21 protein-coding genes are annotated in these 21,517 nt (G+C 71.8%); 3 read left to right on the forward strand and 18 right to left on the reverse strand.

Annotated elements, in window-relative coordinates:
* Positions 1–2 precede the first annotated feature (2 nt).
* The gene (locus tag WAB15_RS08315) at positions 3–980 is read right to left on the reverse strand and encodes an aspartate carbamoyltransferase catalytic subunit (protein WP_399144087.1); all 978 of its coding nucleotides are present in this window, start codon (positions 978–980) and stop codon (positions 3–5) included.
* 93 nt (positions 981–1,073) lie between these two features.
* The gene (gene pyrR / locus WAB15_RS08320; RefSeq protein WP_407285844.1) at positions 1,074–1,664 is read right to left on the reverse strand and encodes a bifunctional pyr operon transcriptional regulator/uracil phosphoribosyltransferase PyrR; all 591 of its coding nucleotides are present in this window, start codon (positions 1,662–1,664) and stop codon (positions 1,074–1,076) included.
* A 220-nt stretch (positions 1,665–1,884) separates the two neighbouring features.
* Between pyrR and bldD the strand changes: the two genes are divergently transcribed.
* On the forward strand, positions 1,885–2,385 hold the full coding sequence (gene bldD, locus WAB15_RS08325; protein ID WP_384429091.1) for a transcriptional regulator BldD: 501 nt from the start codon (positions 1,885–1,887) through the stop codon (positions 2,383–2,385).
* A 276-nt stretch (positions 2,386–2,661) separates the two neighbouring features.
* Here the strand turns inward: bldD and nusB are convergent, their stop codons facing one another.
* The 14 genes from nusB to WAB15_RS08395 all read right to left on the reverse strand — a co-directional run bounded on the left by nusB (position 2,662) and on the right by WAB15_RS08395 (position 16,101).
* On the reverse strand, positions 2,662–3,096 hold the full coding sequence (gene nusB / locus WAB15_RS08330) for a transcription antitermination factor NusB (RefSeq protein WP_407285845.1): 435 nt from the start codon (positions 3,094–3,096) through the stop codon (positions 2,662–2,664).
* 2 nt (positions 3,097–3,098) lie between these two features.
* Positions 3,099–3,665, reverse strand: a complete 567-nt coding sequence (gene efp, locus WAB15_RS08335; protein ID WP_399144090.1) for an elongation factor P — start codon at positions 3,663–3,665, stop codon at positions 3,099–3,101.
* Between the two features lie 66 nt (positions 3,666–3,731).
* Positions 3,732–4,838: an aminopeptidase P family protein gene (locus tag WAB15_RS08340; RefSeq protein ID WP_399144091.1), complete on the reverse strand. Its 1,107-nt coding sequence runs from the start codon at positions 4,836–4,838 to the stop codon at positions 3,732–3,734.
* Between the two features lie 67 nt (positions 4,839–4,905).
* Positions 4,906–5,778: a Pro-rich N-terminal domain-containing protein gene (locus WAB15_RS08345; protein WP_407285846.1), complete on the reverse strand. Its 873-nt coding sequence runs from the start codon at positions 5,776–5,778 to the stop codon at positions 4,906–4,908.
* 285 nt (positions 5,779–6,063) lie between these two features.
* Positions 6,064–6,513 (reverse strand): type II 3-dehydroquinate dehydratase, encoded by a 450-nt coding sequence (aroQ, locus tag WAB15_RS08350; RefSeq protein WP_399144093.1) that lies wholly within the window; start codon positions 6,511–6,513, stop codon positions 6,064–6,066.
* Between the two features lie 73 nt (positions 6,514–6,586).
* Positions 6,587–7,678, reverse strand: coding sequence for a 3-dehydroquinate synthase (aroB, locus tag WAB15_RS08355; protein WP_399144094.1), 1,092 nt, complete (start codon positions 7,676–7,678; stop codon positions 6,587–6,589).
* Positions 7,675–8,232 (reverse strand): shikimate kinase, encoded by a 558-nt coding sequence (locus tag WAB15_RS08360; protein WP_399144095.1) that lies wholly within the window; start codon positions 8,230–8,232, stop codon positions 7,675–7,677. The genes aroB and WAB15_RS08360 overlap by 4 nt, the downstream gene beginning before the upstream one ends.
* Positions 8,229–9,413: a chorismate synthase gene (gene aroC / locus WAB15_RS08365; RefSeq protein ID WP_399144096.1), complete on the reverse strand. Its 1,185-nt coding sequence runs from the start codon at positions 9,411–9,413 to the stop codon at positions 8,229–8,231. The genes WAB15_RS08360 and aroC overlap by 4 nt, the downstream gene beginning before the upstream one ends.
* Positions 9,414–9,533: 120 nt before the next feature.
* Positions 9,534–10,361 carry a shikimate dehydrogenase gene (locus tag WAB15_RS08370; protein WP_407285847.1) on the reverse strand — a complete coding sequence of 276 codons (828 nt, stop codon included), beginning with the start codon at positions 10,359–10,361 and terminating at the stop codon, positions 9,534–9,536.
* On the reverse strand, positions 10,361–12,037 hold the full coding sequence (mltG, locus tag WAB15_RS08375; protein WP_407285848.1) for an endolytic transglycosylase MltG: 1,677 nt from the start codon (positions 12,035–12,037) through the stop codon (positions 10,361–10,363). Before mltG ends, WAB15_RS08370 begins: the two co-directional genes overlap by 1 nt.
* 128 nt (positions 12,038–12,165) lie before the next feature.
* Positions 12,166–12,630, reverse strand: coding sequence for a Holliday junction resolvase RuvX (gene ruvX, locus WAB15_RS08380; RefSeq protein ID WP_399144516.1), 465 nt, complete (start codon positions 12,628–12,630; stop codon positions 12,166–12,168).
* Between the two features lie 14 nt (positions 12,631–12,644).
* Positions 12,645–15,314 carry an alanine--tRNA ligase gene (gene alaS / locus WAB15_RS08385; protein ID WP_407285849.1) on the reverse strand — a complete coding sequence of 890 codons (2,670 nt, stop codon included), beginning with the start codon at positions 15,312–15,314 and terminating at the stop codon, positions 12,645–12,647.
* Complete coding sequence (locus WAB15_RS08390) at positions 15,314–15,658, reverse strand: DUF6167 family protein (RefSeq protein ID WP_407285850.1); 345 nt, start codon at positions 15,656–15,658, stop codon at positions 15,314–15,316. Before WAB15_RS08390 ends, alaS begins: the two co-directional genes overlap by 1 nt.
* Before the next feature lie 8 nt (positions 15,659–15,666).
* Positions 15,667–16,101 (reverse strand): DUF948 domain-containing protein, encoded by a 435-nt coding sequence (locus WAB15_RS08395; RefSeq protein ID WP_244943242.1) that lies wholly within the window; start codon positions 16,099–16,101, stop codon positions 15,667–15,669.
* 181 nt (positions 16,102–16,282) lie between these two features.
* Between WAB15_RS08395 and WAB15_RS08400 the strand changes: the two genes are divergently transcribed.
* Entirely contained in the window at positions 16,283–18,472 is a 2,190-nt protein-coding gene (locus WAB15_RS08400; protein WP_407285851.1) for an ATP-binding protein, read from the forward strand.
* A 25-nt stretch (positions 18,473–18,497) separates the two neighbouring features.
* Here WAB15_RS08400 and rpsD read toward each other — a convergent pair whose 3' ends face one another.
* On the reverse strand, positions 18,498–19,109 hold the full coding sequence (gene rpsD, locus WAB15_RS08405) for a 30S ribosomal protein S4 (protein WP_384429048.1): 612 nt from the start codon (positions 19,107–19,109) through the stop codon (positions 18,498–18,500).
* A gap of 185 nt (positions 19,110–19,294) precedes the next feature.
* Here rpsD and WAB15_RS08410 point away from each other — a divergent pair, with 185 nt between their 5' ends.
* Positions 19,295–20,086 (forward strand): DUF2470 domain-containing protein, encoded by a 792-nt coding sequence (locus WAB15_RS08410; protein WP_407285852.1) that lies wholly within the window; start codon positions 19,295–19,297, stop codon positions 20,084–20,086.
* A 46-nt stretch (positions 20,087–20,132) separates the two neighbouring features.
* Here WAB15_RS08410 and WAB15_RS08415 read toward each other — a convergent pair whose 3' ends face one another.
* Complete coding sequence (locus WAB15_RS08415) at positions 20,133–21,503, reverse strand: replication-associated recombination protein A (RefSeq protein ID WP_399144104.1); 1,371 nt, start codon at positions 21,501–21,503, stop codon at positions 20,133–20,135.
* Positions 21,504–21,517: the final 14 nt, after the last annotated feature.

Consider the following 21,517-nt stretch of genomic DNA (forward strand, 5'->3'; position numbering starts at 1 on the left):
TCTTACTTCTCCTCGGTACGGGTGTGGGTGACGGCGGGCTCGTTGCCGCCGAGCAGCAGGTACAGGACGGCCATGCGGATGGAGACGCCGTTGGCCACCTGCTCGACGACCGTGCAGCGGTCGGAGTCGGCGACCTCGGCGGTGATCTCCATGCCGCGGACCATCGGGCCGGGGTGCATCACGATGGCGTGCTCGGGCATCCGCGCCATCCGCTCGCCGTCCAGGCCGTAGCGGCGCGAGTACTCGCGCTCGGTCGGGAAGAAGGCGGCGTTCATCCGCTCGCGCTGCACCCTCAGCATCATCACGGCGTCGGACTTCGGCAGCACGCGGTCGAGGTCGTAGGACACCTCGCACGGCCAGGTCTCGACGCCGACCGGCACCAGGGTGGGCGGGGCGACGAGGGTGACCTCGGCGCCGAGGGTGTGCAGGAGGTCGACGTTCGAGCGCGCGACGCGGCTGTGCAGCACGTCGCCGACGAGGGTGATGCGCCGCCCGCTCAGGTCCTGGCCCAGCCCGGCGTCCGGGCCGATGAGCCGGCGCCGCATGGTGAAGGCGTCGAGCAGGGCCTGGGTGGGGTGCTGGTGGGTGCCGTCGCCGGCGTTGATGACGGGAGCGTCGATCCATCCGGAGGTGGCGAGCCGGTAGGGGGCGCCGGAGGCGCTGTGCCGTATGACGACGGCGTCGACGCCCATCGCCTCCAGGGTCTGGGCGGTGTCCTTGAGGGATTCGCCCTTGGAGACGCTGGATCCCTTGGCGGCGAAGTTGATGACGTCCGCGGAGAGCCGCTTCTCGGCGGCCTCGAAGGAGATCCGGGTCCGGGTGGAGTCCTCGAAGAAGAGGTTGCAGACCGTGCGTCCGCGCAGGGTGGGAAGCTTCTTGATCGGCCGGTCGGCGACCCGGGCCATCTCCTCGGCGGTGTCGAGGATCAGGACGGCGTCGTCGCGCGTGAGGTCGGCGGCCGAGATGAGGTGACGCTTCATCCGGTTTTCTCCGTGAGTGAGGGAGGTGTACGGGAATGTCCGTTGAGCGGGCATGCCTGCGGGCCCGGGGTCACCGGGTCCGTGCGCGGTGCGCTAGCGCTCGCCGGCCGGGGCGGTGTCCTTGACGCCGAGCAGCACGGCGTCCCGGCCGTCCTCCTCGGTGAGCTGGACCTTGACCGTCTCCCGCAGCGACGTGGGGAGGTTCTTGCCCACGTAGTCGGCGCGGATCGGCAGTTCGCGGTGGCCGCGGTCGACGAGGACCGCGAGCTGGACGGCGCGCGGGCGGCCGATGTCGCCCAGGGCGTCCAGGGCGGCACGGATCGTGCGGCCGGAGAACAGGACGTCGTCGACGAGCAGGACGAGCCGGCCCTCGATGCCGTCACCGGGGATGTCCGTGCGGGCGAGCGTGCGGGCGGGGCCCAGGCGCAGGTCGTCGCGGTACATCGTGATGTCGAGCGAGCCCACCGGGATCGTCCGGCCGGTGATCTCCGCCAGCTTGGCGGCCAGCCGCCGGGCGAGGAAGACACCGCGGGTGGGGATTCCCAGCAGCACCACGTCGTCCGCGCCCTTGGCGCGCTCGACGATCTCGTGGGCGATGCGGGTGAGCATGCGCGTGATGTCCGGCCCTTCGAGCACCGGTCGCGCCGGGAGTTCGACTCCCGAGTCGGAACTGTTTGCGTCCATACGAAACGGACCTCCTTCTCCGCCTCACGGGACGGACCTTAAAGGACGTCGGAATAACGCAGTCAGGTTAGCAGGAGCCCCTTCAGGACCCGCCCGCACCCCTGACGGGTGATGGTCTGGCCCATTCCGCTTGACGAAGTCAGATTACGCTGCGTAACCTCACAGGGAGTTACCACCACGCGGCGGAGCCGCATGTCGATACAGCCGTCTGGGGAGCCTTATGTCCAGCGAATACGCCAAACAGCTCGGGGCAAAGCTCCGCGCCATCCGTACCCAGCAGGGCCTCTCCCTCCACGGCGTCGAGGAGAAGTCCCAGGGCCGCTGGAAGGCCGTGGTAGTGGGTTCGTACGAGCGCGGCGACCGTGCCGTGACCGTACAGCGCCTCGCCGAGCTGGCGGACTTCTACGGCGTCCCGGTGCAGGAGCTTCTGCCGGGCACGACACCGGGCGGCGCGGCCGAGCCGCCGCCGAAGCTGGTGCTCGACCTGGAGCGCCTCGCCCATGTCCCGCAGGAGAAGGCCGGCCCGCTGCAGCGCTACGCCGCCACGATCCAGAGCCAGCGCGGCGACTACAACGGCAAGGTCCTCTCGATCCGCCAGGACGACCTGCGCACCCTGGCCGTGATCTACGACCAGTCGCCCTCGGTGCTGACCGAGCAGCTGATCAGCTGGGGCGTGCTGGACTCCGACGCCCGCCGCGCCGTGACGCACGAGGAGATCTAACCTCGCGCGCCAAGTGAAGAAACGTACCGCCGCCCCGGACTTCCGGGGCGGCGGTTTTCGTCTGCCGGCCTACGGCCGAGGCACGCGGCCTCCGACCCGGGCGCGGCGACGGGTGCGCTACGCCCGGCACGGCGGCAGGCACGAGGCGCCGGGGACAGCGACAGGCACGAGGTCCCGCACGCGGCGCAGAGGGCGCCACAGGGCGCTCTGCGGGCATGCGACGGGCCCGGAGCGGTCTCCCCCGCTCCGGGCCCGTTCACACGCTCTGCCGAGCGCCTACTGCGCCTCGCGCCGCAGGCTCGGCTTCAGCTCCTTGAGGCGGCCGAGGAGGCCGTTGACGAAGCCCGGGGAGTCGTCCGTGGAGAACTCCCTGGCCAGCTGCACGGCTTCGTCGATCGCCACCGCGTCCGGCGTGTCGTCCACCCAGAGCAGCTCGAAGGCACCGAGACGGAGGATCGAGCGGTCGGCCGCCGGCATCCGGTCCAGGTCCCAGTCGACCGCGTAGGTGGAGATCAGCTCGTCGATGCGGGCGACGTGGTCCGCGTACCCCTCGACCAACTGCAGGGTGTATTCGTTGACCGGCGGCTGCCGGGGGTCGGTCCGGGCGTGTCGCATCCAGTCCGCGAGCACGGACTGCACGTCGGCGCCGCGCTGATCGGCCTCGAAGAGGATCTGGAAGGCGCGCTTACGGGCCTTGCTGCGGGCGGCCACGGTTAGCTGTTCACCCGGCCGAGGTAGTCGCCCGAGCGGGTGTCGACCTTGATCTTCTCACCGGTCGTGATGAAGAGCGGCACCTGGATCTCGTAGCCGGTCTCCAGCGTGGCGGGCTTGGTGCCGCCGGTGGAGCGGTCACCCTGGACGCCCGGCTCGGTCTCCTTGATGACCAGCTCGACCGCGGCCGGCAGCTCGACGTAGAGCACCTCGCCCTCGTGCTGCGCGACGACGGCCTCGAAGCCCTCCAGGAGGAAGTTCGCGGCGTCGCCGACAGCCTTGCGGTCGACGTGGATCTGGTCGTAGGTGTCCATGTCCATGAAGACGAAGTAGTCGCCGTCCATGTACGAGAACTGCATCCCGCGCTTGTCGACGGTGGCCGTCTCGACCTTCACGCCGGCGTTGAAGGTCTTGTCCACCACCTTGCCGGACAGCACGTTCTTGAGCTTGGTGCGGACGAAGGCCGGGCCCTTGCCGGGCTTGACGTGCTGGAACTCGACGACGGACCAGAGCTGGCCGCCGTCGAGCTTGAGCACCATGCCGTTCTTGAGGTCGTTCGTGGATGCCACGGTTGCGGAATCTCCTGGACTGCAGGTGGTGGGACCCGGGAGCAGCACCCAGTGAGCCGCTGCGGCTCACAGTGCGAGCAGCTCCTTGGTCGTGATCGTGAGTAGCTCGGGCCCGCCGTCCGCCTCGGGGCGGACGACGAGTGTGTCGTCGATCCGGACACCCCCACGGCCCGGGATGTGAACCCCCGGCTCGACGGTGACCGGCACGCAAGCGTCCAGTTTACCCATGGCGGCCGGGGACAACTGAGGGTCCTCGTCGATTTCGAGTCCCACACCGTGCCCGGTCCACGGCCCGAGCCGCTCGGCGTAGCCCGCGGCGTCCAGCACGTGCCGGGTCACCCGGTCCACCTCGCGGCACTCCACACCCGGCGCGAGCGCCTCGCGCCCGGCCCGCTGGGCTGCGAAAACGAGATCGTACAGCTCGATCTGCCAGTCCGAGGGCGAGGTGCCGATGACGAAGGTCCGGCCGATCTCGCAGCGGTAGCCGCGGTAGTTCGCGCCCAGGCCGACGCTGAGGAAGTCGCCCTCCTCGACCCGCCGATCGGTGGGCAGATGCCGGGCGCGGCCGGAGTTCGGGCCGGTCGCCACGGAGGTGGCGAAGGCCGGCCCGTCCGCGCCGTGGTCGACCAGGCGGCGCTCCAGTTCGAGCGCGAGATGCCGTTCGGTACGGCCGACCAGGATCGATTCGAGCAGCTCGCCCAGCGCCTGGTCGGCGATCTCGGCGGCGATCCGCAGACAGGCGATCTCGTCGTCGTCCTTGACCAGCCGCTGCGCCTCGACCGCGCACGCCATGTCGGTCAGCCGCAGCCGGGGCGCGACCTGGGAGAGCGCCCGGTGCCGGGAGACGGTGAGGTGGTGCTCCTCGACGGCCAGGGTGTCCGCGCCGGCCTTCGCCGCCAGATCGGCACCCGCGACGACCGGGTCGCCGTCGCGGGTGGGCAGCATCGCCACCCTCACGTCGTCGACCGGGCGGCCCTCGGACGGGTCGCCGCTGAGCGGTCTGCCGCACAGCAGCACATCGTCGCCGGGGCCCAGTAGCAGGGCGGCGCCGGGCGGCGCGCAGCCGGTGAGGTAGCGGACGTTCGCGGGGCGCGAGATCAGTGCGGCGGCACTTCCGGCCCCGGCTACGCGGTCGCGCAGACGCGTGCGTCGGGCCGCGTACAACTCGGACATATCACGAGCGTACGGCGACTCCCCCGAGGCGGCCGGTCGAGCGCAGCCGCTCGGGGGAGTCGCCCGCTCACCAGCTCGGCGGGCTGGCGATGGAGCGGGCGACGACGTCGTTGAGCATGCGGGCGGTCGTGGCGACGTCGTGCTGGGAGTTGTCGATGATCGGCAGCCCGGAGCCGTACCAGCCGGCCATCCGGCCGTGGATCCGGGCGACCTCCTCGTCGGACAGGCGGCGGTTGCCGGAGCGCCGGGCGTTGCGCTCCAGGACTATCTCCAGGCCGGGCAGCAGCACGATCGGCAGCAGTCCCGGGCCCACATGCCGCTTCCAGCCGCCGAGGCCGACGACCGGCCGGTCGGGGAAGACGGCGTCGTCGAGGATGCAGGAGATGCCGTTGGCGAGGAAGTTGCGGGCCGCGAAGCCGCAGGTGCGGCGGGCGAGGCGGTACTGCGCTTCGGAGTGGTCGTTCCAGCCGGACTGCGGGTCGGCGAAACCCGAGCGGACCCATTCGCGGACGTCGTCGAGGCTGATGTGGGCGGTCGGCACCCGGCGGGTGTCGGCCCAGTGGCGCGCGACGCTGGTCTTGCCGGCTCCGGCCGGCCCGATGAGCAGCACCGCGACGGCCGCCTGGCTGGCGTCCGGCGCGGCGGTGTCGGTGGGCGGGCTGGGCAGCGGCACCGGGGCGCCCGGAGGCAGCGGGACATGGCCCGTGAGGTCGGTGGTGCTGTGGCCGGTGGGCGGGGCCTGCTGGGGTGCCGGCCCGTGCCAGCCCTGCTGCGGGGCGGGCTGCTGGGCGGGTGGGGGCGGGGCCGCGGGAGCCGGCGGCGCGACCGGCGGCGAGGTGGGCGGGGTGGGCCGTCCCGGGTTGGGCGTCCAGTGCATGGCGGCCCCGGGTCCTGATGCCTGCCCGTGGGGCGGCAGCGGAGCCCCCACTGCGTACTGCATCCGGTGGCTCTCCGTCTCGTGCGGTCGACGTGGTGCGGTGCTCCCCCGGCAGACGCCGGGAGGGGTGCCCTCGACGGTGGCCGAGGGGCGGCCCCAGGCGCCGGGCCGGCGCCCGGCGCGGTGCGGCGGTTCCACCGGCCCCGGGGGCCGGTGGGCCCCACGGCCGCCGGCATGGGTGGCACTGCTGCGAACGGTACCCTCCCGGCCGCGGCAGGGAAGGCTCCTACCCCCGGCGCGCGCCAAGTGAACGGCCGGGGGCGGGGACGAAGTGCCCTTGGGGCTACGTCAGTTGCCGAGCTCCTCGGCCAGCGCGCGGAGCGCGAGGCGGTAGGAGCCGATGCCGAATCCGGCGACCGTACCGCTGGCGACAGCCGCGATGACCGAATTGTGGCGGAACTCCTCGCGCGCGTACGGGTTCGAGATGTGCACCTCGATGAGCGGGGCGGTGCGCTGGGCGGCCGCGTCGCGCATTCCGTACGAGTAGTGCGTGAAGGCACCGGGGTTGATGACGACCGGAATCGATCCGTCGGCGGCCTCGTGCAGCCAGCGGATCATCTCGCCCTCGTCGTTGGTCTCCCGGACCTCGGCCTCGAAGCCCAGCTCCTTGCCGAGGCGGGTGCACTCCTCGACGAGTCCGGCGTAGGACGTGGCGCCGTAGACGTCCGGCTCGCGGGAGCCCAGCCGGCCGAGGTTGGGACCGTTGAGGACGAGAACCCGCCGGGCCTTGGGGCTCATGCCGAAACCTCGCTTCGCTCGGCCCCGCGTTCGCGAGGCGCGCACCTCACCATGATTCGCTCGCGAAGCTCGCTCATGCCGCGATCTCCGCGTGCGCGGCGAGCAGCATGGCCGGGTCCGGTCCCTCCAGGACGGTCGGCTTGGCGATGCCGTCCAGGACGATGAAGCGCAGCCGGTCGCCGCGGGACTTCTTGTCGACCTTCATCGTCTCCAGGAGCTTGGGCCACTGATCGCCGCGGTAGGTCAGCGGCAGTCCGACGGAGGCGAGGACGGTGCGGTGCCGGTCGGCGGTGGCGTCGTCCAGGCGGCCGGCGATCCGGCCGAGTTCGGCGGCGAAGACCATGCCGACGGAGACCGCGGCACCGTGCCGCCAGTTGTAGCGCTCGTTCTTCTCGATGGCGTGGGCCAGGGTGTGGCCGTAGTTGAGGATCTCGCGCAGACCGGACTCCTTGAGGTCGGCGGAGACCACTTCGGCCTTGACCCGGATGGCGCGCTCGATCAGCTCGGCGGTGTGCGCACCGTCCGGGCGCTTGGCGGCCTCGGGGTCGGACTCGATCAGGTCGAGGATCGCCGGGTCGGCGATGAAGCCGGCCTTGATGACCTCGGCGAGGCCGGAGACGTAGTCGTGCACCGGCAGCGAGTCGAGCGCGGCGAGGTCGCACAGGACCCCGGCCGGCGGGTGGAAGGCCCCGACCAGGTTCTTGCCCTCGGCGGTGTTGATGCCGGTCTTGCCGCCGACCGCGGCGTCGACCATGCCCAGGACGGTGGTGGGGACGGCGATCCAGCGCACCCCGCGCAGCCAGGTCGCGGCGACGAAGCCGGCCAGGTCGGTGGTGGCGCCGCCGCCGACGCCGACGATCACATCGCTGCGGGTGAAGCCGGACTGCCCGAGCGCCTTCCAGCAGTACGCCGCGACCTCGGCGGTCTTGGACTCCTCGGCGTTCGGCAGCTGGATGGCGATCGCCTCGTAGCCCTGGGAGGCGAGGTCCTCGCGCAGCGCCTCGCCGGTGGCGGCCAGCGCCTCCGGGTGCAGTACCGCGACGCGCTTGACGCCGTCGCCGATCAGGCCCGGGAGCTCGCCGAGCAGCTGCCGCCCGACGAGCACCTCGTACGGGTCGGTGCCCGCCGTACCGCCGACCTGGATACGGATGGCCTGCTCCGTCATGCCTGTTCCTCCCTGTGGCCCGCCCGCGGGGCGTCTCCCGCGGCCGGGCGTAGCTCCAATGCGTCCAGGATCGCCTCGGCGACCTGGTCGGGGGTGCGCTCCTCCGTGGCGATCACGGCGCGCGCGACCTCGGTGTACAGCGGGCGGCGCCGTTCCATCAGCTCGCGCCACTGCTTGCGCGGGTTGACCGCCAGCAGCGGGCGGGGCGCGTCCAGCCCCACCCGCTTGACGGCGTCGGCGAGTTGGACGTCGAGGAAGATCACCGGCAGGCCGGTCAGCAGCTTGCGGGTGTCGTCGTCCATGATCGCGCCGCCGCCGAGCGAGAGCACGCCGGGGTGCTCGTCGAGCGCGACGCGCACCGCCTCGCGTTCCAGCTCGCGAAAGCGCGGCTCGCCCTCGTCGAAGAAGATCTCGGCGATCGGCCGGCCGGCCGTGGCGACGACGTCGGCGTCGGTGTCCCGATAGCCGACGCCCAGCCGCTCGGCGAGCAGCGCGCCCACCGTGGACTTACCGGCGCCGGGCGGGCCGACCAGCACGACGACCGGGGACGTCATTTGATCGCCAGGTTGTCGAGGAAGCCGCGCACATTGCGGCGGGTCTCGGCCACGCTGTCGCCGCCGAACTTCTCCACGACGGCGTCGGCCAGGACGAGGGCGACCATGGCCTCGGCGACGATGCCGGCGGCCGGGACGGCGCAGACGTCCGAGCGCTGGTGGTGCGCCTTGGTCGCCTCGCCGGTGGTGACGTCCACGGTGGCCAGGGCGCGCGGGACGGTGGCGATCGGCTTCATCGCCGCGCGCACCCTCAGCAGCTCGCCGGTCGTCAGCCCGCCCTCGGTGCCACCGGAGCGGCCCGTGGTGCGCTTGATCCCGTCCTCGGTGGCCACGATCTCGTCGTGCGCCTTCGAACCCGGCACCCGCGCCAGGTCGAAGCCGTCGCCGACCTCGACGCCCTTGATCGCCTGGATGCCCATCAGGGCGGCGGCCAGCCGGGCGTCCAGCCGACGGTCCCAGTGGACGTGCGAGCCGAGGCCCACCGGCACGCCGTACGCCAGCACCTCGACCACACCGCCCAGGGTGTCGCCGTCCTTGTGCGCCTGGTCGATCTCCGCGACCATCGCCTTCGACGCGTCCGCGTCCAGGCAGCGCACCGGGTCCGCGTCCAGCTTCGCCACGTCCGACGGCTTCGGGTACACCCCGTACGGGGCCTTCGCCGCGGCCAGCTCGACCACGTGCGAGACGATCTCGATGCCGGCCGTCTCCTTCAGGAACGAACGGGCCACGGCGCCGAGCGCCACCCGGGCGGCGGTCTCGCGGGCCGAGGCGCGCTCCAGGATCGGGCGGGCCTCGTCGAAGCCGTACTTCTGCATGCCGGCGAGATCGGCGTGACCGGGACGGGGGCGGGTCAGCGGGGCGTTGCGCGCCAGCGCCGCCAGCTCATCGGCGTCCACCGGATCGGCCGCCATCACCTGCTCCCACTTGGGCCACTCGGTGTTGCCGACCATGACGGCCACCGGCGAGCCCAGCGACAGACCGTGCCGCACCCCGCCGAGGAATGTGATCTCGTCCTGCTCGAACTTCATCCGGGCACCGCGGCCGTAGCCCAGCCGGCGCCGCGCCAGCGCGTCCGCCACCAACTCCGTGGTGATCGGGACCCCGGCCGGAAGGCCCTCCAGCGTCGCCACGAGTGCGGGGCCGTGCGACTCCCCCGCCGTCAGCCAGCGCAACCTGCTCAACGGTGCTCCTCATGTACTGCTCATCCGGGTACGGTCTTCCCCCTGATCCTCCCACGTCGCGCACGAGGGGCGGCGCCCAGTCCAGAGAGCGGACCGGGCGCCGGGGGGCCGGCCGGCGGATCAGCGGGCGGCCAGGGCCGCCTCACCCGCCTCGCGCATCGCGGCCAGCGGCGCCGGAGAGCGACCGGTCATCTGCTCCACCTGGAGCACTGCCTGGTGGACCAGCAGGTCGAGCCCGCCGACCACCGCACCGCCGTGGTCGGCCCAGGCGGTGGCCAGTGCCGTCGGCCAGGGCTCGTAGAGGACGTCGAAGAGCGTGCCGGGCCGGTCGGGGACGGCCGTGGCGAGCGCGTCGGTGGTGCCCGCCGGGGTCGTGGCGATGGTCAGCGGGGCCGTGAAGGCCTCGGCCGCGTCCGCCCACGGGGCAGTGCGGACCGTGACGCCGAGCCGCTCGCCCCAGCCGCGCATCTCCTCGGCGCGGGCGTCGCTGCGGACGTACGCGGTGACCTCGCCGGTGCAGATCCGGGACAGCGCGGCCAGCGCCGAGGAGGCGGTGGCGCCGGCGCCCAGGACGGCGGCCCGTTCGACCTGCCGCACCCCGCGCTCGCGCAGCGCGGCGAGCATTCCCGGAATGTCGGTGTTGTCGCCCAGGCGGCGCCCGTCGGGCGTGAACACGACGGTGTTCACCGCCTCGACGGAGGCCGCGGTGTCGGAGATCTCGTCGAGCAGCGGGATCATCGCGCGCTTGAGCGGCATGGTCAGGGAGAGCCCCGCCCATTCCGGGCCGAGTTTCTCGACGAATCCGGGCAGGGCGGCCTCGTCGATCTCGAAGCGGTCGTACGTCCAGTCCGTCAGGCCCAGTTCCGTGTAGGCGGCACGGTGCAGCACCGGGGAGAGGGAATGGGCGATCGGGGAGCCGAGTACCGCAGCTCGACGTGTGGGGCTCATTACTTCGCTTTCTCGCGTTCCTTTTCGTAGATGCGGCGGTTTCGCTCGTGCTCTTCGTTCGTCTCGGCGAACAGCGTCTTTTCGGGGTTGATCGAGACGAAGTAGTACCAGTTGCCCTTGGCCGGGCTGATGGCGGACTTGAGCGCGACCTCGCCCGGGTTGCCGATCGGCCCCGGCGGCAGACCCTTGAACTTGTAGGTGTTGTACGGGTCGTTGAAGTTCCGCAGATTGTCGACGGAACCGGTGTCCAGAGTGCTCTGGGACCTCGCGTAGTTCACCGTCGAGTCGAAGTCGAGCAGACCGTAGGTCTCGGTGTTGTTCGGCTTGAGGCGGTTGTAGACGACGCGCGCGACCTTGACGAAGTCGTGCTTGTACTTGCCCTCGGCCTGCGTGAGGCTGGCCACCGTGAGCAGCTGCATCGGCGAGTCCAGCTGGAGCTTGCGCGCACTGCCCGCGAGGTCCACCTTCTCGTAGACCTGATTGGCCCGCGCCACCATCTGCTTCAGAACCGCCGACGGCTTCGCGTTCTGCCCCACGCTGTACGTGGAGGGGTAGAGGAAGCCTTCGAGCGGGTCTTTTATCTTGGCCGAGTCGTTGGCCCAGGACGGCAGACCGAGGTTCTTGACCTCGCTCTTGGCGACGCCCTTGGTCGTGCCCGCCTTGAGTTTGAGCTTCTTGTCGATGAGCTTGTAGACCTCGCCGGCCCGCAGCCCCTCGCGGATCGTGAGGCCGTTGCGGCTCTTGGGGTCCAGCATCAGCTCGACGGCCGAGGCGGCCGACATCTGCTTGCGGAGGGTGTACGTTCCCGGCTGCAGAGTCTTGCTGCCGGCCGCATCGCTGAACGCGGCCGCGCTCTTGACCACGCCGTTCTTCGTGAGGATTTCGCCCATTTCCGAGATCGGCGAACCGTCCGGAATCTCGACCTGGACCTCGCCCGAGCCCTCGCCCTCGTAGTCGGGGGCCGGGCCGAAGTGGCTCATGAAGAAGTCGTAGCCGAAGTAGCCGACGGCGCCGACCGCGCCGGCGAAGACCAGGGTGACGACCAGGCAGGCGGTACCGCTGCGGCGTTTCTTCTTCTTGTTCTTGTTGCCGCGGCGCTCACGGCCGGAGCGCCCTTCGCGCGGGTCGTCGTCATCGTCGAAGTCGTCCCGCCCATCGCGATCGTCCCTGTACGTGCCGTCCGCGCCGTCGGCGAAGAACGGGTGCTCCGGCTCCGGTTCGCGCCGCGGCTCCGGCTCGGCCCGCCAGTCGTCGGCGGCGGCGTCCTCGTAGGGGGCCGCGGCCGGCTGGTCGTACTGGTGAGGGGCGTAGTGCTGCTGGTGCGGCGGCGCCTGCTGCGGATGCTGCTGGTAGGCGTCCTGGTGACCGTAAGGGCTCTGGCCGGCGCCGCCGTAGGGGTCGGCCGGGGGCTGCTGCCCGTAGGGGTCGTACGGGTCGTACGAGAACTGCCCGGTCTGGGAGCCGTCCCAGCCCCCGTCGTAGGGCTGCTGCGGGTGCTGCTGCTGTGGGTGCTGCTGGGGACCCGGGTACTGCTGCGGGGCGGACTGGTGCGGGGCGGACTGCTGCCCGCCCCACTGAGGCTGCTGCGCCTGGCCTCCGTAGGAACCCTGGTCTCCGTAGAGCGGGTCCTCGGGATGCCACGGTTCGGAGCCGTAGCCCCGGCCATACTCGGTCATCGATCCCCTAGAGCCGAGAGGCGGTGCGCTCCGGTCCGGCAGCGCGCTTGCTGTATCGATCCGCCTCTACTTGCACGTGCGGCTGTTCGAACCGCCGCCACATCGCGCGGCACGTTACCGTATCGCGATCAGATGACCACTTCGACGCTCTCGCCCGGAGGCTCCCCCGAGACGCGCTCGGTCTCCAGCGCGCTCTGCAGGATGACCACCGCGGCCGCCTGGTCGACCACCGAGCGGCCCTTCTTGCTGCGCACTCCGGAGGCCCGCAGGCCCTGGGTGGCGGTGACCGTCGACATCCGCTCGTCGACCAGCCGGACCCCTACGGGTGCGATGTTCCGCGCCAGCTCCTGGGCGAAGGCCCGGACCTTGGCCGCGGCCGGCCCCTCTCCCCCACTGAGGGAGCGGGGCAGGCCGACCACGACTTCGAGCGGCTCGTACTCCTCGACGATCGCCCTGAGCCGACGGTGCGCTGAGGGGACGTCACGTCCCGGCACGGTCTCGACGGGGGTGGCGAGGACCCCGTCGGGGTCGCACGAGGCGACCCCGATGCGGGCGTCCCCGACATCCACCGCGAGGCGTCGACCGCGTCGCATCTCACTCACGCGCGTCAGGCCGCCTCGGCCACGAGGCGCTCGACGGCCTCGATGGCCTCGGGCACCGCGGCGGCGTTCTGGCCGCCGCCCTGGGCGACGTCCGGCTTGCCGCCGCCACCGCCGCCGAGCGTCTTGGCGGCCGTACGGACCAGGTCACCGGCCTTGATGCCGCGCTCACGGGCGGCCTCGTTGGTGGCGACGACGGTCACCGGACGGCCGTTGGCGACCGTGAACAGCGCCACGACGACGGCACGGTCGCCCTGGATCCGGCCGCGGACGTCGAGCACGAGCTTGCGCAGGTCGTCGGCGGAGGTCCCGTCCGGGACCTGGGCGGCGGCCAGCGCCACCCCGCGGACGTCCTTGGCGCCCTCGGCCAGCCCCGCGGCGGCCTGCAGCACCTTCTCGGCGCGGAACTTCTCGATCTCCTTCTCGGCGTCCTTGAGCTTGGCCAGGACACCGGAGATCTTCTCCGGGAGCTCCTCCGGGCGTCCCTTGACCAGCTCGGTGAGCTGGGAGACGACGGTGTGCTCACGGGCGAGGAACTTGTAGGCGTCCACGCCGACCAGTGCCTCGACACGGCGCACGCCGGAGCCGATGGAGGACTCGCCCAGCAGCTTCACCAGGCCCAGCTGGGCGGTGTTGTGGACGTGCGTGCCGCCGCACAGCTCCTTGGAGAAGTCGCCGATGGTGACGACCCGGACCCGGTCGCCGTACTTCTCGCCGAACTCGGCGATGGCGCCCTGCTTCTTGGCGTCCTCCATGCTCATGACCTCGGCGTGCACATCGAGCTCACGGGCCAGCACGTCGTTGATCTTCTGCTCGACGTCGGTGAGGACCGAGCCGGGCACCGCGGTGGGCGAGCCGAAGTCGAAGCGGAAGCGGCCCGGGGAGTTCTCCGAGCCGGCCTGGGCGGCCGTCGGGCCCAGGGCGTCGCGCAGCGCCTGGTGGGTGAGGTGGGTGGCGCTGTGGGCGCGGGCGATGGCGCGGCGGCGGGTGATGTCGATGGCGGCGTACGCGGACGCGCCGAGCACCACCTCGCCGACCTGGACGCTGCCCTTGTGGACGGTGACGCCGGGCACCGGCTGCTGGACGTCGCGGACCTCGACGACGGCGCCGGAGTCCAGCTTGATCCGGCCGGTGTCGGCGAGCTGGCCGCCGCCCTCGGCGTAGAACGGGGTGCGGTCCAGGACGACCTCGACCTCGTCGCCTTCATGGGCGGCGGGGGCCGGGGCGCCATTGACCAGCAGGCCGACGACGGTGGACTCGCCCTCGGTGGCGCTGTAGCCGGTGAACTCCGTGGAGCCGGACTTGTCGGCGACCTCGCGGTAGGCGGACAGGTCGGCGTGGCCGTGCTTCTTGGCCTGGGCGTCGGCCTTGGCGCGCTCCCGCTGCTCCTTCATCAGGCGGCGGAAGCCGTCCTCGTCCACCGAGAGGCCCTGTTCGGCGGCCATTTCGAGGGTGAGGTCGATCGGGAAGCCCCAGGTGTCGTGGAGCAGGAAGGCCTTGTCGCCGGGCAGGACCGTCGAGCCGGCGGCCTTGGTGTCCGTGACGGCGGTGTCGAGGATGTTGGTGCCGGCCTTGAGCGTCTTGACGAAGGCGGCTTCCTCGGCGAGGGCGACCGTCTCGATGCGGCGGCGGTCCTCCAGCAGCTCGGGGTACTGCTGGCCCATGGTGTTGATGACGACGTCCAGCAGCTCGCCGACGACCAGGTCCGTGGCGCCGAGCAGGCGCATGTTGCGGATGGCGCGGCGCATGATGCGGCGCAGCACGTAGCCGCGGCCCTCGTTGCCGGGCGTGACGCCGTCGCCGATGAGCATCGTGGACGTGCGCATGTGGTCGGCGACCACGCGCAGCGAGACGTCGGTGGCCTCCGAGCCGCCGTAGCGGACACCGGAGAGCTCGGTGGCCTTGTCGATGACGACGCGCAGGGTGTCCGTCTCGTACATGTTGCGGACGCCCTGCAAGATCATGGCGAGGCGTTCGAGGCCCAGACCCGTGTCGATGTTCTTCGACGGCAGGTCGCCGAGGATCTCGAAGTCCTCCTTGGAGGTGCCCGCGCCGCGCTCGTACTGCATGAAGACCAGGTTCCAGATCTCCACGTACCGCTCGTCGTTGACGGCCGGGCCGCCCTCGACGCCGAACTCGGGGCCGCGGTCGTAGTTGATCTCGGAGCAGGGGCCGCAGGGGCCCGGGACGCCCATGGACCAGTAGTTGTCCTTCTTGCCGAGGCGCTGGATGCGCTCCTTGGGCACGCCGACGACCTCGTGCCAGATGCGCTCGGCCTCGTCGTCCTCCAAGTACACGGTGATCCAGAGCTTCTCCGGCTCCAGTCCGTAACCGCCCTTGTCCTGGGGGCTGGTCAGCAGCTCCCAGGCGTACTTGATGGCGCCTTCCTTGAAGTAGTCGCCGAAGGAGAAGTTGCCGCACATCTGGAAGAACGTGCCGTGCCGGGTGGTCTTGCCGACCTCTTCGATGTCCGGCGTACGGACGCACTTCTGGACGCTGGTGGCGGTCTTGTAGGGCGGCTTGACCTCGCCCAGGAAGTAGGGCTTGAAGGGGACCATGCCCGCGGGGACCAGCAGCAGCGTCGGGTCGTCCGCGATGAGCGACGCCGACGGCACGACGGTGTGCCCGCGCTCCTCGAAGAAGCGCAGCCAGCGGCGGCGGATTTCAGCCGACTCCATCAGTGGTCCTCTTTTCCAGTCGGTCCGGTCAGACCGTTCGGTCCGGTTCTTCTCGTGGTTCGGTGGTGCGGTTCGAGCACCGCGCGGCGCGGTGCGGGCAGCTCGCGCACCTCGGCTGGCTCGCTCAGGCCGAGGGCGTCGTGCAGCTGCTCTTCACGGTCCGCCATTCCGGTCCGTACGTCCAATGCAAATTGGCGCAACCGGTTTCCGGTTTCGACGGCCTTCTCCGCCGCCTGGGCGGCGAGGCTGTCGGGCTGCAGCTTGCGCAGCTTTTGGTGGACCTTGTTCGTGGCCCACACTCCGGCGGCGGCGCCGGTGGTGAACCAGAATGCGCGGCGGAACATCGCTGTGATCAGTCCTTGGAGCGACGGTTGCGGCGCCCGCCGCGGCGGGCGCCGGGCAGGGTACGGCCGACGACGACGGTGCGCTCGGGCTCCGGCGCGCCCTTCTTGCCGATCGCGCGGCGCACGCCGTAGCCGAACGCGGCCACCTTGACCAGCGGTCCGCCGAAGGCGGAGGAGACGGTCGAGGAGAGCGCGGAGGCGTTGGCGGTGACTTCCTGCACGTCGGCCGCGATCGCGTCGACGCGGGCGAGCTGGGTGTGCGCGGAGCGGACGGTCGCGGAGGCGTCGGCGAGAAGCGGAACGGCCTGCTCGGACACCTCGGCCACCATTTTCGTGGTCGCCTTGAGCGTCTGCGCGAGCCTCACCAGTACAAGGGCGAGGAACGACACGAGGATCGCCCAGAAGACGGCCACGAGGATCCCGGCCACCTCTCCACCGGACACGCTGGCACCACTCTCCGACTGGTCTGGTCTGGTCTCGTCGTCCTGCTCGAACGGCAACCTTGACCTTATCGCGCCGTGACTGTCCGTCCGTACCCCGTTCCCGGCGCCACGAGAAGGGCCCGGGCGGCACGCGACGGCATGATTGTACGGTCCGCATCGCGCCGAGTACTCTCCGTGTGCCATGCGACGCTTCACGGGCCCCGGGCCCTCCGATCGCCCGCTCCCCGAGCACGCGCGGGGGCCCGGCAACCTCCCCGCGGAGCTCAATCGGTTCATCGGCCGCGACGACGAACTGGCCGCGCTGGCACGGCGGCTGGAATCGGCCCGGCTCGTCACCCTCACCGGCCTCGGCGGCGTGGGGAAGTCGCGTCTCGCCGCACACGGCGCGGCGATCTTGCAGGATCGCTTCTGCGATGGGGTGTGGCTGGTCGAACTGGACTCCCTGCGCGAACCGCATCTCCTGGACCTCACCGTCGCCGAGGCGCTGGCGGCGGCCGACCGCGGCGGTCGGCCGGTGCGCGCCGCGCTCGGCGAGCACCTCGCAGGCCGTGAGCTGCTGCTGGTCCTCGACGGCTACGACCACCTGGTCGAGGCGTGCGCCGAGCTGACCCTGGAGCTGCTGCGGCGCGCCCCCGGGCTGCGGGTGCTGGCCGCCGGCCGGCGGCCGCTGGGGATCCCGGGCGAACACGTGGTGCCGCTGGCACCGATGACCGCGGACGACGCCGCCGCGCTGTTCGCCGACCGCGCCGCGTCGGTCGTCGCCGGCTTCACCGTCGAGGCGTCCGACGAGGTCGCGGTCGCCGAGCTGTGCCGGCGGCTGGACGGCATTCCGCTCGCGCTGGAACTGGCCGCGGTCCGGCTGCGCGCGCTCTCCGTCAACCAGGTGCTGCACCGCCTCGACGACCGCTTCCGGCTGCTGACCGGCGGCGCCCGCGGCACCCTGCCCCGGCACCGGACACTGCGGACCGCGATCGGGTGGAGCCATGAACTGTGCACCCCCGGGGAGCGGCTGCTGTGGGCGCGGCTGTCGGTCTTCGCCGGGCAGTTCGACCTGGAGGCGGTCGAGTACGTCTGCGCGGGCCCGGAGCTGCCGGGCGAGGAAGTCCTCGACGTCGTCGCGGAGTTGGTCGCCCAGTCGGTCCTGGTGCGCGAGGAGACCGCGGCCGGTGTGCGCTACCGGATGCTGGACACCGTACGGGCCTACGGCGCGGACTGGCTCGACGCGACGGGCGACACCGCCCGGCTCCGGCGCCGGCACCGCGACTGGTACCTGGGGCTGGCGACCTGGTGCGAGCTGGACTGGTTCAGCCCCCGGCAAGCCGAGATCGCCGCCCGGATCGAGGCCGAACTGCCCAATTTGCGGGTGGCGCTGGAGCAGAGCCTGGCGAGTGCCGACGATACGCACCTGGGCCAGTACCTGGCGGGCACCCTGTGGTTCTACTGGGTGGGCTGCGGCCGGCTCTCGGAGGGCCGGCACTGGCTGGACCGGGCCCTGGAGCTGGACAGCGACCACGACGAGGCGCGGCTGAAGGCGCTGTGGGTGACCGGCCATGTCGCGGTGCTCCAGGGGGACACCGTCGGCGCGCTGGGGGCGCTGCAGGAGTGCAGCGAGAAGGCCGAGCGGACCGGTAACGCCACCGCGGCCGCGTACGCGCTGCACCGCACCGGCTGCCTGGCCCTGGTCTGCGACGACCTGCCGCGCGCCGAGGAGCTGCTGCGCGGCGCGCTGGCGCGCTACCGGGAGATCGGGGAGCTGAGCAGCACGGCGCTGATGGCACAGCTCGCGCTGGCGATGACGGTGGCCTTCCAGGAGGAGCTGGCGGACGCCGTGCGGCTGGGCGAGGAAGTTCGGGAGGTCTGCGAGGACCACGGTGAGCGCTGGACGCTGGCCTACGCCCAGTTCGTGCTGGCCTACGCCGCCTGGTCCCAGGGCGACGGCGGACGGGCCCGCACGCTGCTGGAGGAGTCCTTGGCCGTCGACCACGCCTTCGGCGATCTGCTGGGCGCGGTGCTGGCGCTCGAACTGCTGGCACTGGTGACGCTCGGTGAGGGCGAGGCGGAGGAGGCGGCGGTGCTGCAGGGCGCCGCGGGGCGGGTCTGGCCGTCGGTGGGGCTGCCGCTGTTCGGCTCGCACCACTACAGCCGGCTGCACGCGTTGTGCGAGGAGCGGGCGCGGCGGCGGCTCGGGGACGAGGCGTACGAGGACGCGCTGCGCGCGGGCGGGCGGCTCGACCTGGACGCGGCGGTGGCCCGGATCCTGCGGCCCGCGCACCGGTCGCCCGCGCCGCGCCGCACGGTGCGGATCGCGCCGCCCGCCACGAACGAGCCCGCCGCCTCCCCCTCCGCGAGCGGCGGGGAGACGGCGGGCTGAAGTGGTGCTGCGCCTGCGGTGGTGCTTAGCGGGCGTAGTACTCGACGACGAGCTGCTCGTCGCAGATCACGGGGATCTCCTTGCGGTTCGGGTCCCGGTCGAGGCGGAACGCCAGAGCCTGCAGGTTGACCTCCAGATAGCGCGGCGTCTCGCCGTCGGGGGCGTAGCCACCCTCACGCGCGACCTGGAAGGGGTGCTTCTCGCGGCTGCGCTCGCGGACCATCACGACGTCGCCGGGGCGGACGCGGAAGGACGGCTTGTCGACCTTGCGGTCGTTCACCGAGATGTGGCCGTGGACGACCATCTGGCGGGCCTGGTAGATCGTGCGGGCGATGCCCGAACGCAGGACGAGCGCGTCCAGACGGCGCTCAAGCTCGATGATCAGCGCTTCGCCGGTCTTGCCTTCGACCTTCCGAGCGCGGTCGTAGGCGCGCGCCATCTGACGCTCGCTGATGTCGTACTGCGCACGCAGACGCTGCTTCTCGAGCAGTCGGACCTTGTAGTCACTGTTCTGCTTGCGGCCACGGCCGTGCTCGCCGGGCGGGTAGGGACGGGCCTCGAAGTACTTGACGGCCTTCGGCGTCAGCGCGATGCCGAGCGCGCGCGACTTCTTGACCTTGGGACGCGACTGGTTCACGTGGAACGGACCTCCGTGTAAGTTAGGTGAGGCTTACCTTAGCGTGAGGAGAACGCATGTTTCGACCTGGGATCCCCCTGCCCAGTGCTGGTCAGAGCACAGAGGCGGGTCAGCCGCGTCCCGTGGAAGACGCCCAGCAGCCGACCGCCGCTGAGCGCGTACGAACCCTCGTCGAGTCCCATGCTATGGCGTCTTTGAGCATCCCCGGTGTCGAGGACCCCGACGAGACCGGACTCTCGGCGCCCGTCTGCCGGACCGTCACCACCGACGGAGACGTGCTGTTGCTGGTCCCTGGGGACTCCGCGGCGGCTCGGGCGGCCGCGCACGCACAGGATGATGATCTTTCCGCAGTGATGGAGATCACGGACGTGGCGCCGGTTTCGGTGCCCCATCGGATCCGCGGAAGGGCCTGGGTGGCCGGCTGGCTGACGCCCGTACGCAACGAGCAGCGCGCCGAGGCGGCGATGCTGCTCGCCGAGCGGCACCCCGTGGGCGAGCTGCTCGGCATCGGCGAGGCGCTGCAGCCGGATCCGGCACCGGGCCTGTACGGGCGGACCGCCTGGATGATGCTCCGCCTGGAGGTCGGCGAGGGCGCGGTGGACGACCTGTGGGGCACCGAGGCCGTCGAGCCGGACGACTTCGCCGACGCGACCCCCGATCCGCTGGTCGCCCACGAGGCGGAGCTGCTGCAGCATCTGCACGCGGCGCACAGCGAGCAGGTACACGGATTGTGCGCCCTGCTGGGCGACCGCGGCCGGCTGTGCGGACCGCGCGAGCAGGCGGTGCCCGTGGGCCTGGACCGTTTCGGCCTGCGAGTGCGCTTTGTCCAGGGGTCCGGGGGGCGTTCCCCGGAAGACCGCGGCACCGACGCCGAGCAGCGCTCCTTCGACGCCCGCTTCGACTTCCCCGAACCCGTACGGGACGTGGCGGAGCTGCGGCGGGCGATGCACACGCTCTTCGAGGCGGCGGCCGAGTAGATCGCTGGCCGGCCCGGTGCCGGCCGGCCCCCTGAAGTGCTCCGGGCTACTCGGCGACGCCCTCGCCGGCCGCGCCGCGCAGGCGGGCCCGCACCCGCTCGGCGACGTCGGCGTAGCGTGCCTCCGCGCCATGGCGGGTGGGCTCGTAGTACCGCCTGCCGTGCACCTCGTCCGGCGCGTACTGCTGGGCCGCGATGCCGCCCGGCAGGTCGTGCGGGTACTGGTAGCCCTGGCCGTGGCCGAGCTTCTGGGCGCCCTTGTAGTGGCTGTCGCGCAGATGGGGCGGGACCGCACCGGCCCGGCCGGCCCGGACGTCCGCCAGCGCCGCGTCGATGGCCGTGTAGGCGGCGTTGGACTTCGGCGCCAGGGCGAGCGCGATGGTGGCCTGGCTCAGCGTGATCCGGGCCTCGGGGAAACCGATCAGCGCCACCGCCTGGGCGGCGGCGACCGCGGTCTGCAGGGCCGACGGATCCGCCAGGCCGATGTCCTCGCTCGCCGAGATCATCAGCCGTCGGGCGATGAACCGCGGGTCCTCGCCCGCCTCGATCATCCGCGCAAGGTAGTGCAGCGCGGCGTCGACGTCCGAACCGCGGATGGACTTGATCAGCGCGCTGGCGACGTCGTAGTGCTGATCGCCGTCCCGGTCGTACTTCACCGCGGCGCGGTCGACGGACTCCTCCAGGGTCTGGAGGGTGATCTCCTTCTCCCCCTTGGCCAGCGCGGATCCGGCGCCGGCCTCCAGGGCCGTGAGCGCGCGCCGGGCGTCGCCGCCGGCGATGCGCAGCAGATGCGCCTCGGTGTCCTCGGGGAGGGTGACCGCGCCGGCGAGGCCGCGCGCGTCGGTCAGCGCGCGCCGCAGCAGCCCGCGCAGATCGTCGTCCGTGAGCGGTTCGAGCGTCAGCAGCAGCGACCGGGACAGCAGCGGGGAGATCACCGAGAAGTACGGGTTCTCGGTCGTCGCGGCGATCAGGGTGACCCAGCGGTTCTCCACGGCGGGCAGCAGGGAGTCCTGCTGCGCCTTGCTGAAGCGGTGGATCTCGTCGAGGAAGAGGACGGTCTCCTTGCCGAAGCCGCCGGAGGCGCGCCGGGCGCCGTCGATGACCGCACGGACCTCCTTGACCCCGGCCGTGATCGCCGACAGCTCCACGAAGCGCTTGTTCGTCGCCTGGCTGACGACATACGCCAGGGTCGTCTTGCCGATGCCGGGCGGCCCCCACAGAAACACCGACGACGGCCCCGCCGGCCCGCCGCTGCCCTCCCCCACCAGGCGGCGCAGCGGCGAGCCCGGTTTGAGCAGATGCTGCTGGCCCACCACCTCGTCGAGGGTGCGCGGACGCATCCGCACGGCGAGCGGAGACCCCGCGGGGTCCTTCTCCTGGCGGTCTTCGGCGGCGGCGGTGAACAGGTCGGGCTCCACGTCGACGAGCCTAT

Source organism: Streptomyces sirii (genome assembly GCF_045690365.1).
Classification (GTDB): domain Bacteria; phylum Actinomycetota; class Actinomycetes; order Streptomycetales; family Streptomycetaceae; genus Streptomyces; species Streptomyces sirii.

Excerpts from the sequence above, each read along its gene's own strand:
- WAB15_RS08400 (WP_407285851.1), top strand. The coding sequence starts at position 16,283 with ATGCGACGCTTCACGGGCCCCGGGCCCTCCGATCGCCCGCTCCCCGAG.
- WAB15_RS08410 (WP_407285852.1), top strand. The coding sequence starts at position 19,295 with ATGGCGTCTTTGAGCATCCCCGGTGTCGAGGACCCCGACGAGACCGGA.
- WAB15_RS08370 (WP_407285847.1), bottom strand. The coding sequence starts at position 10,361 with ATGAGCCCCACACGTCGAGCTGCGGTACTCGGCTCCCCGATCGCCCAT.
- WAB15_RS08315 (WP_399144087.1), bottom strand. The coding sequence starts at position 980 with ATGAAGCGTCACCTCATCTCGGCCGCCGACCTCACGCGCGACGACGCC.
- bldD (WP_384429091.1), top strand. The coding sequence starts at position 1,885 with ATGTCCAGCGAATACGCCAAACAGCTCGGGGCAAAGCTCCGCGCCATC.
- pyrR (WP_407285844.1), bottom strand. The coding sequence starts at position 1,664 with ATGGACGCAAACAGTTCCGACTCGGGAGTCGAACTCCCGGCGCGACCG.
- aroQ (WP_399144093.1), bottom strand. The coding sequence starts at position 6,513 with ATGAGCCCCAAGGCCCGGCGGGTTCTCGTCCTCAACGGTCCCAACCTC.
- WAB15_RS08340 (WP_399144091.1), bottom strand. The coding sequence starts at position 4,838 with ATGTCCGAGTTGTACGCGGCCCGACGCACGCGTCTGCGCGACCGCGTA.
- WAB15_RS08345 (WP_407285846.1), bottom strand. The coding sequence starts at position 5,778 with ATGCAGTACGCAGTGGGGGCTCCGCTGCCGCCCCACGGGCAGGCATCA.
- alaS (WP_407285849.1), bottom strand. The coding sequence starts at position 15,314 with ATGGAGTCGGCTGAAATCCGCCGCCGCTGGCTGCGCTTCTTCGAGGAG.
- ruvX (WP_399144516.1), bottom strand. The coding sequence starts at position 12,630 with ATGCGACGCGGTCGACGCCTCGCGGTGGATGTCGGGGACGCCCGCATC.
- aroB (WP_399144094.1), bottom strand. The coding sequence starts at position 7,678 with ATGACGGAGCAGGCCATCCGTATCCAGGTCGGCGGTACGGCGGGCACC.
- mltG (WP_407285848.1), bottom strand. The coding sequence starts at position 12,037 with ATGACCGAGTATGGCCGGGGCTACGGCTCCGAACCGTGGCATCCCGAG.
- WAB15_RS08360 (WP_399144095.1), bottom strand. The coding sequence starts at position 8,232 with ATGACGTCCCCGGTCGTCGTGCTGGTCGGCCCGCCCGGCGCCGGTAAG.
- WAB15_RS08390 (WP_407285850.1), bottom strand. The coding sequence starts at position 15,658 with ATGTTCCGCCGCGCATTCTGGTTCACCACCGGCGCCGCCGCCGGAGTG.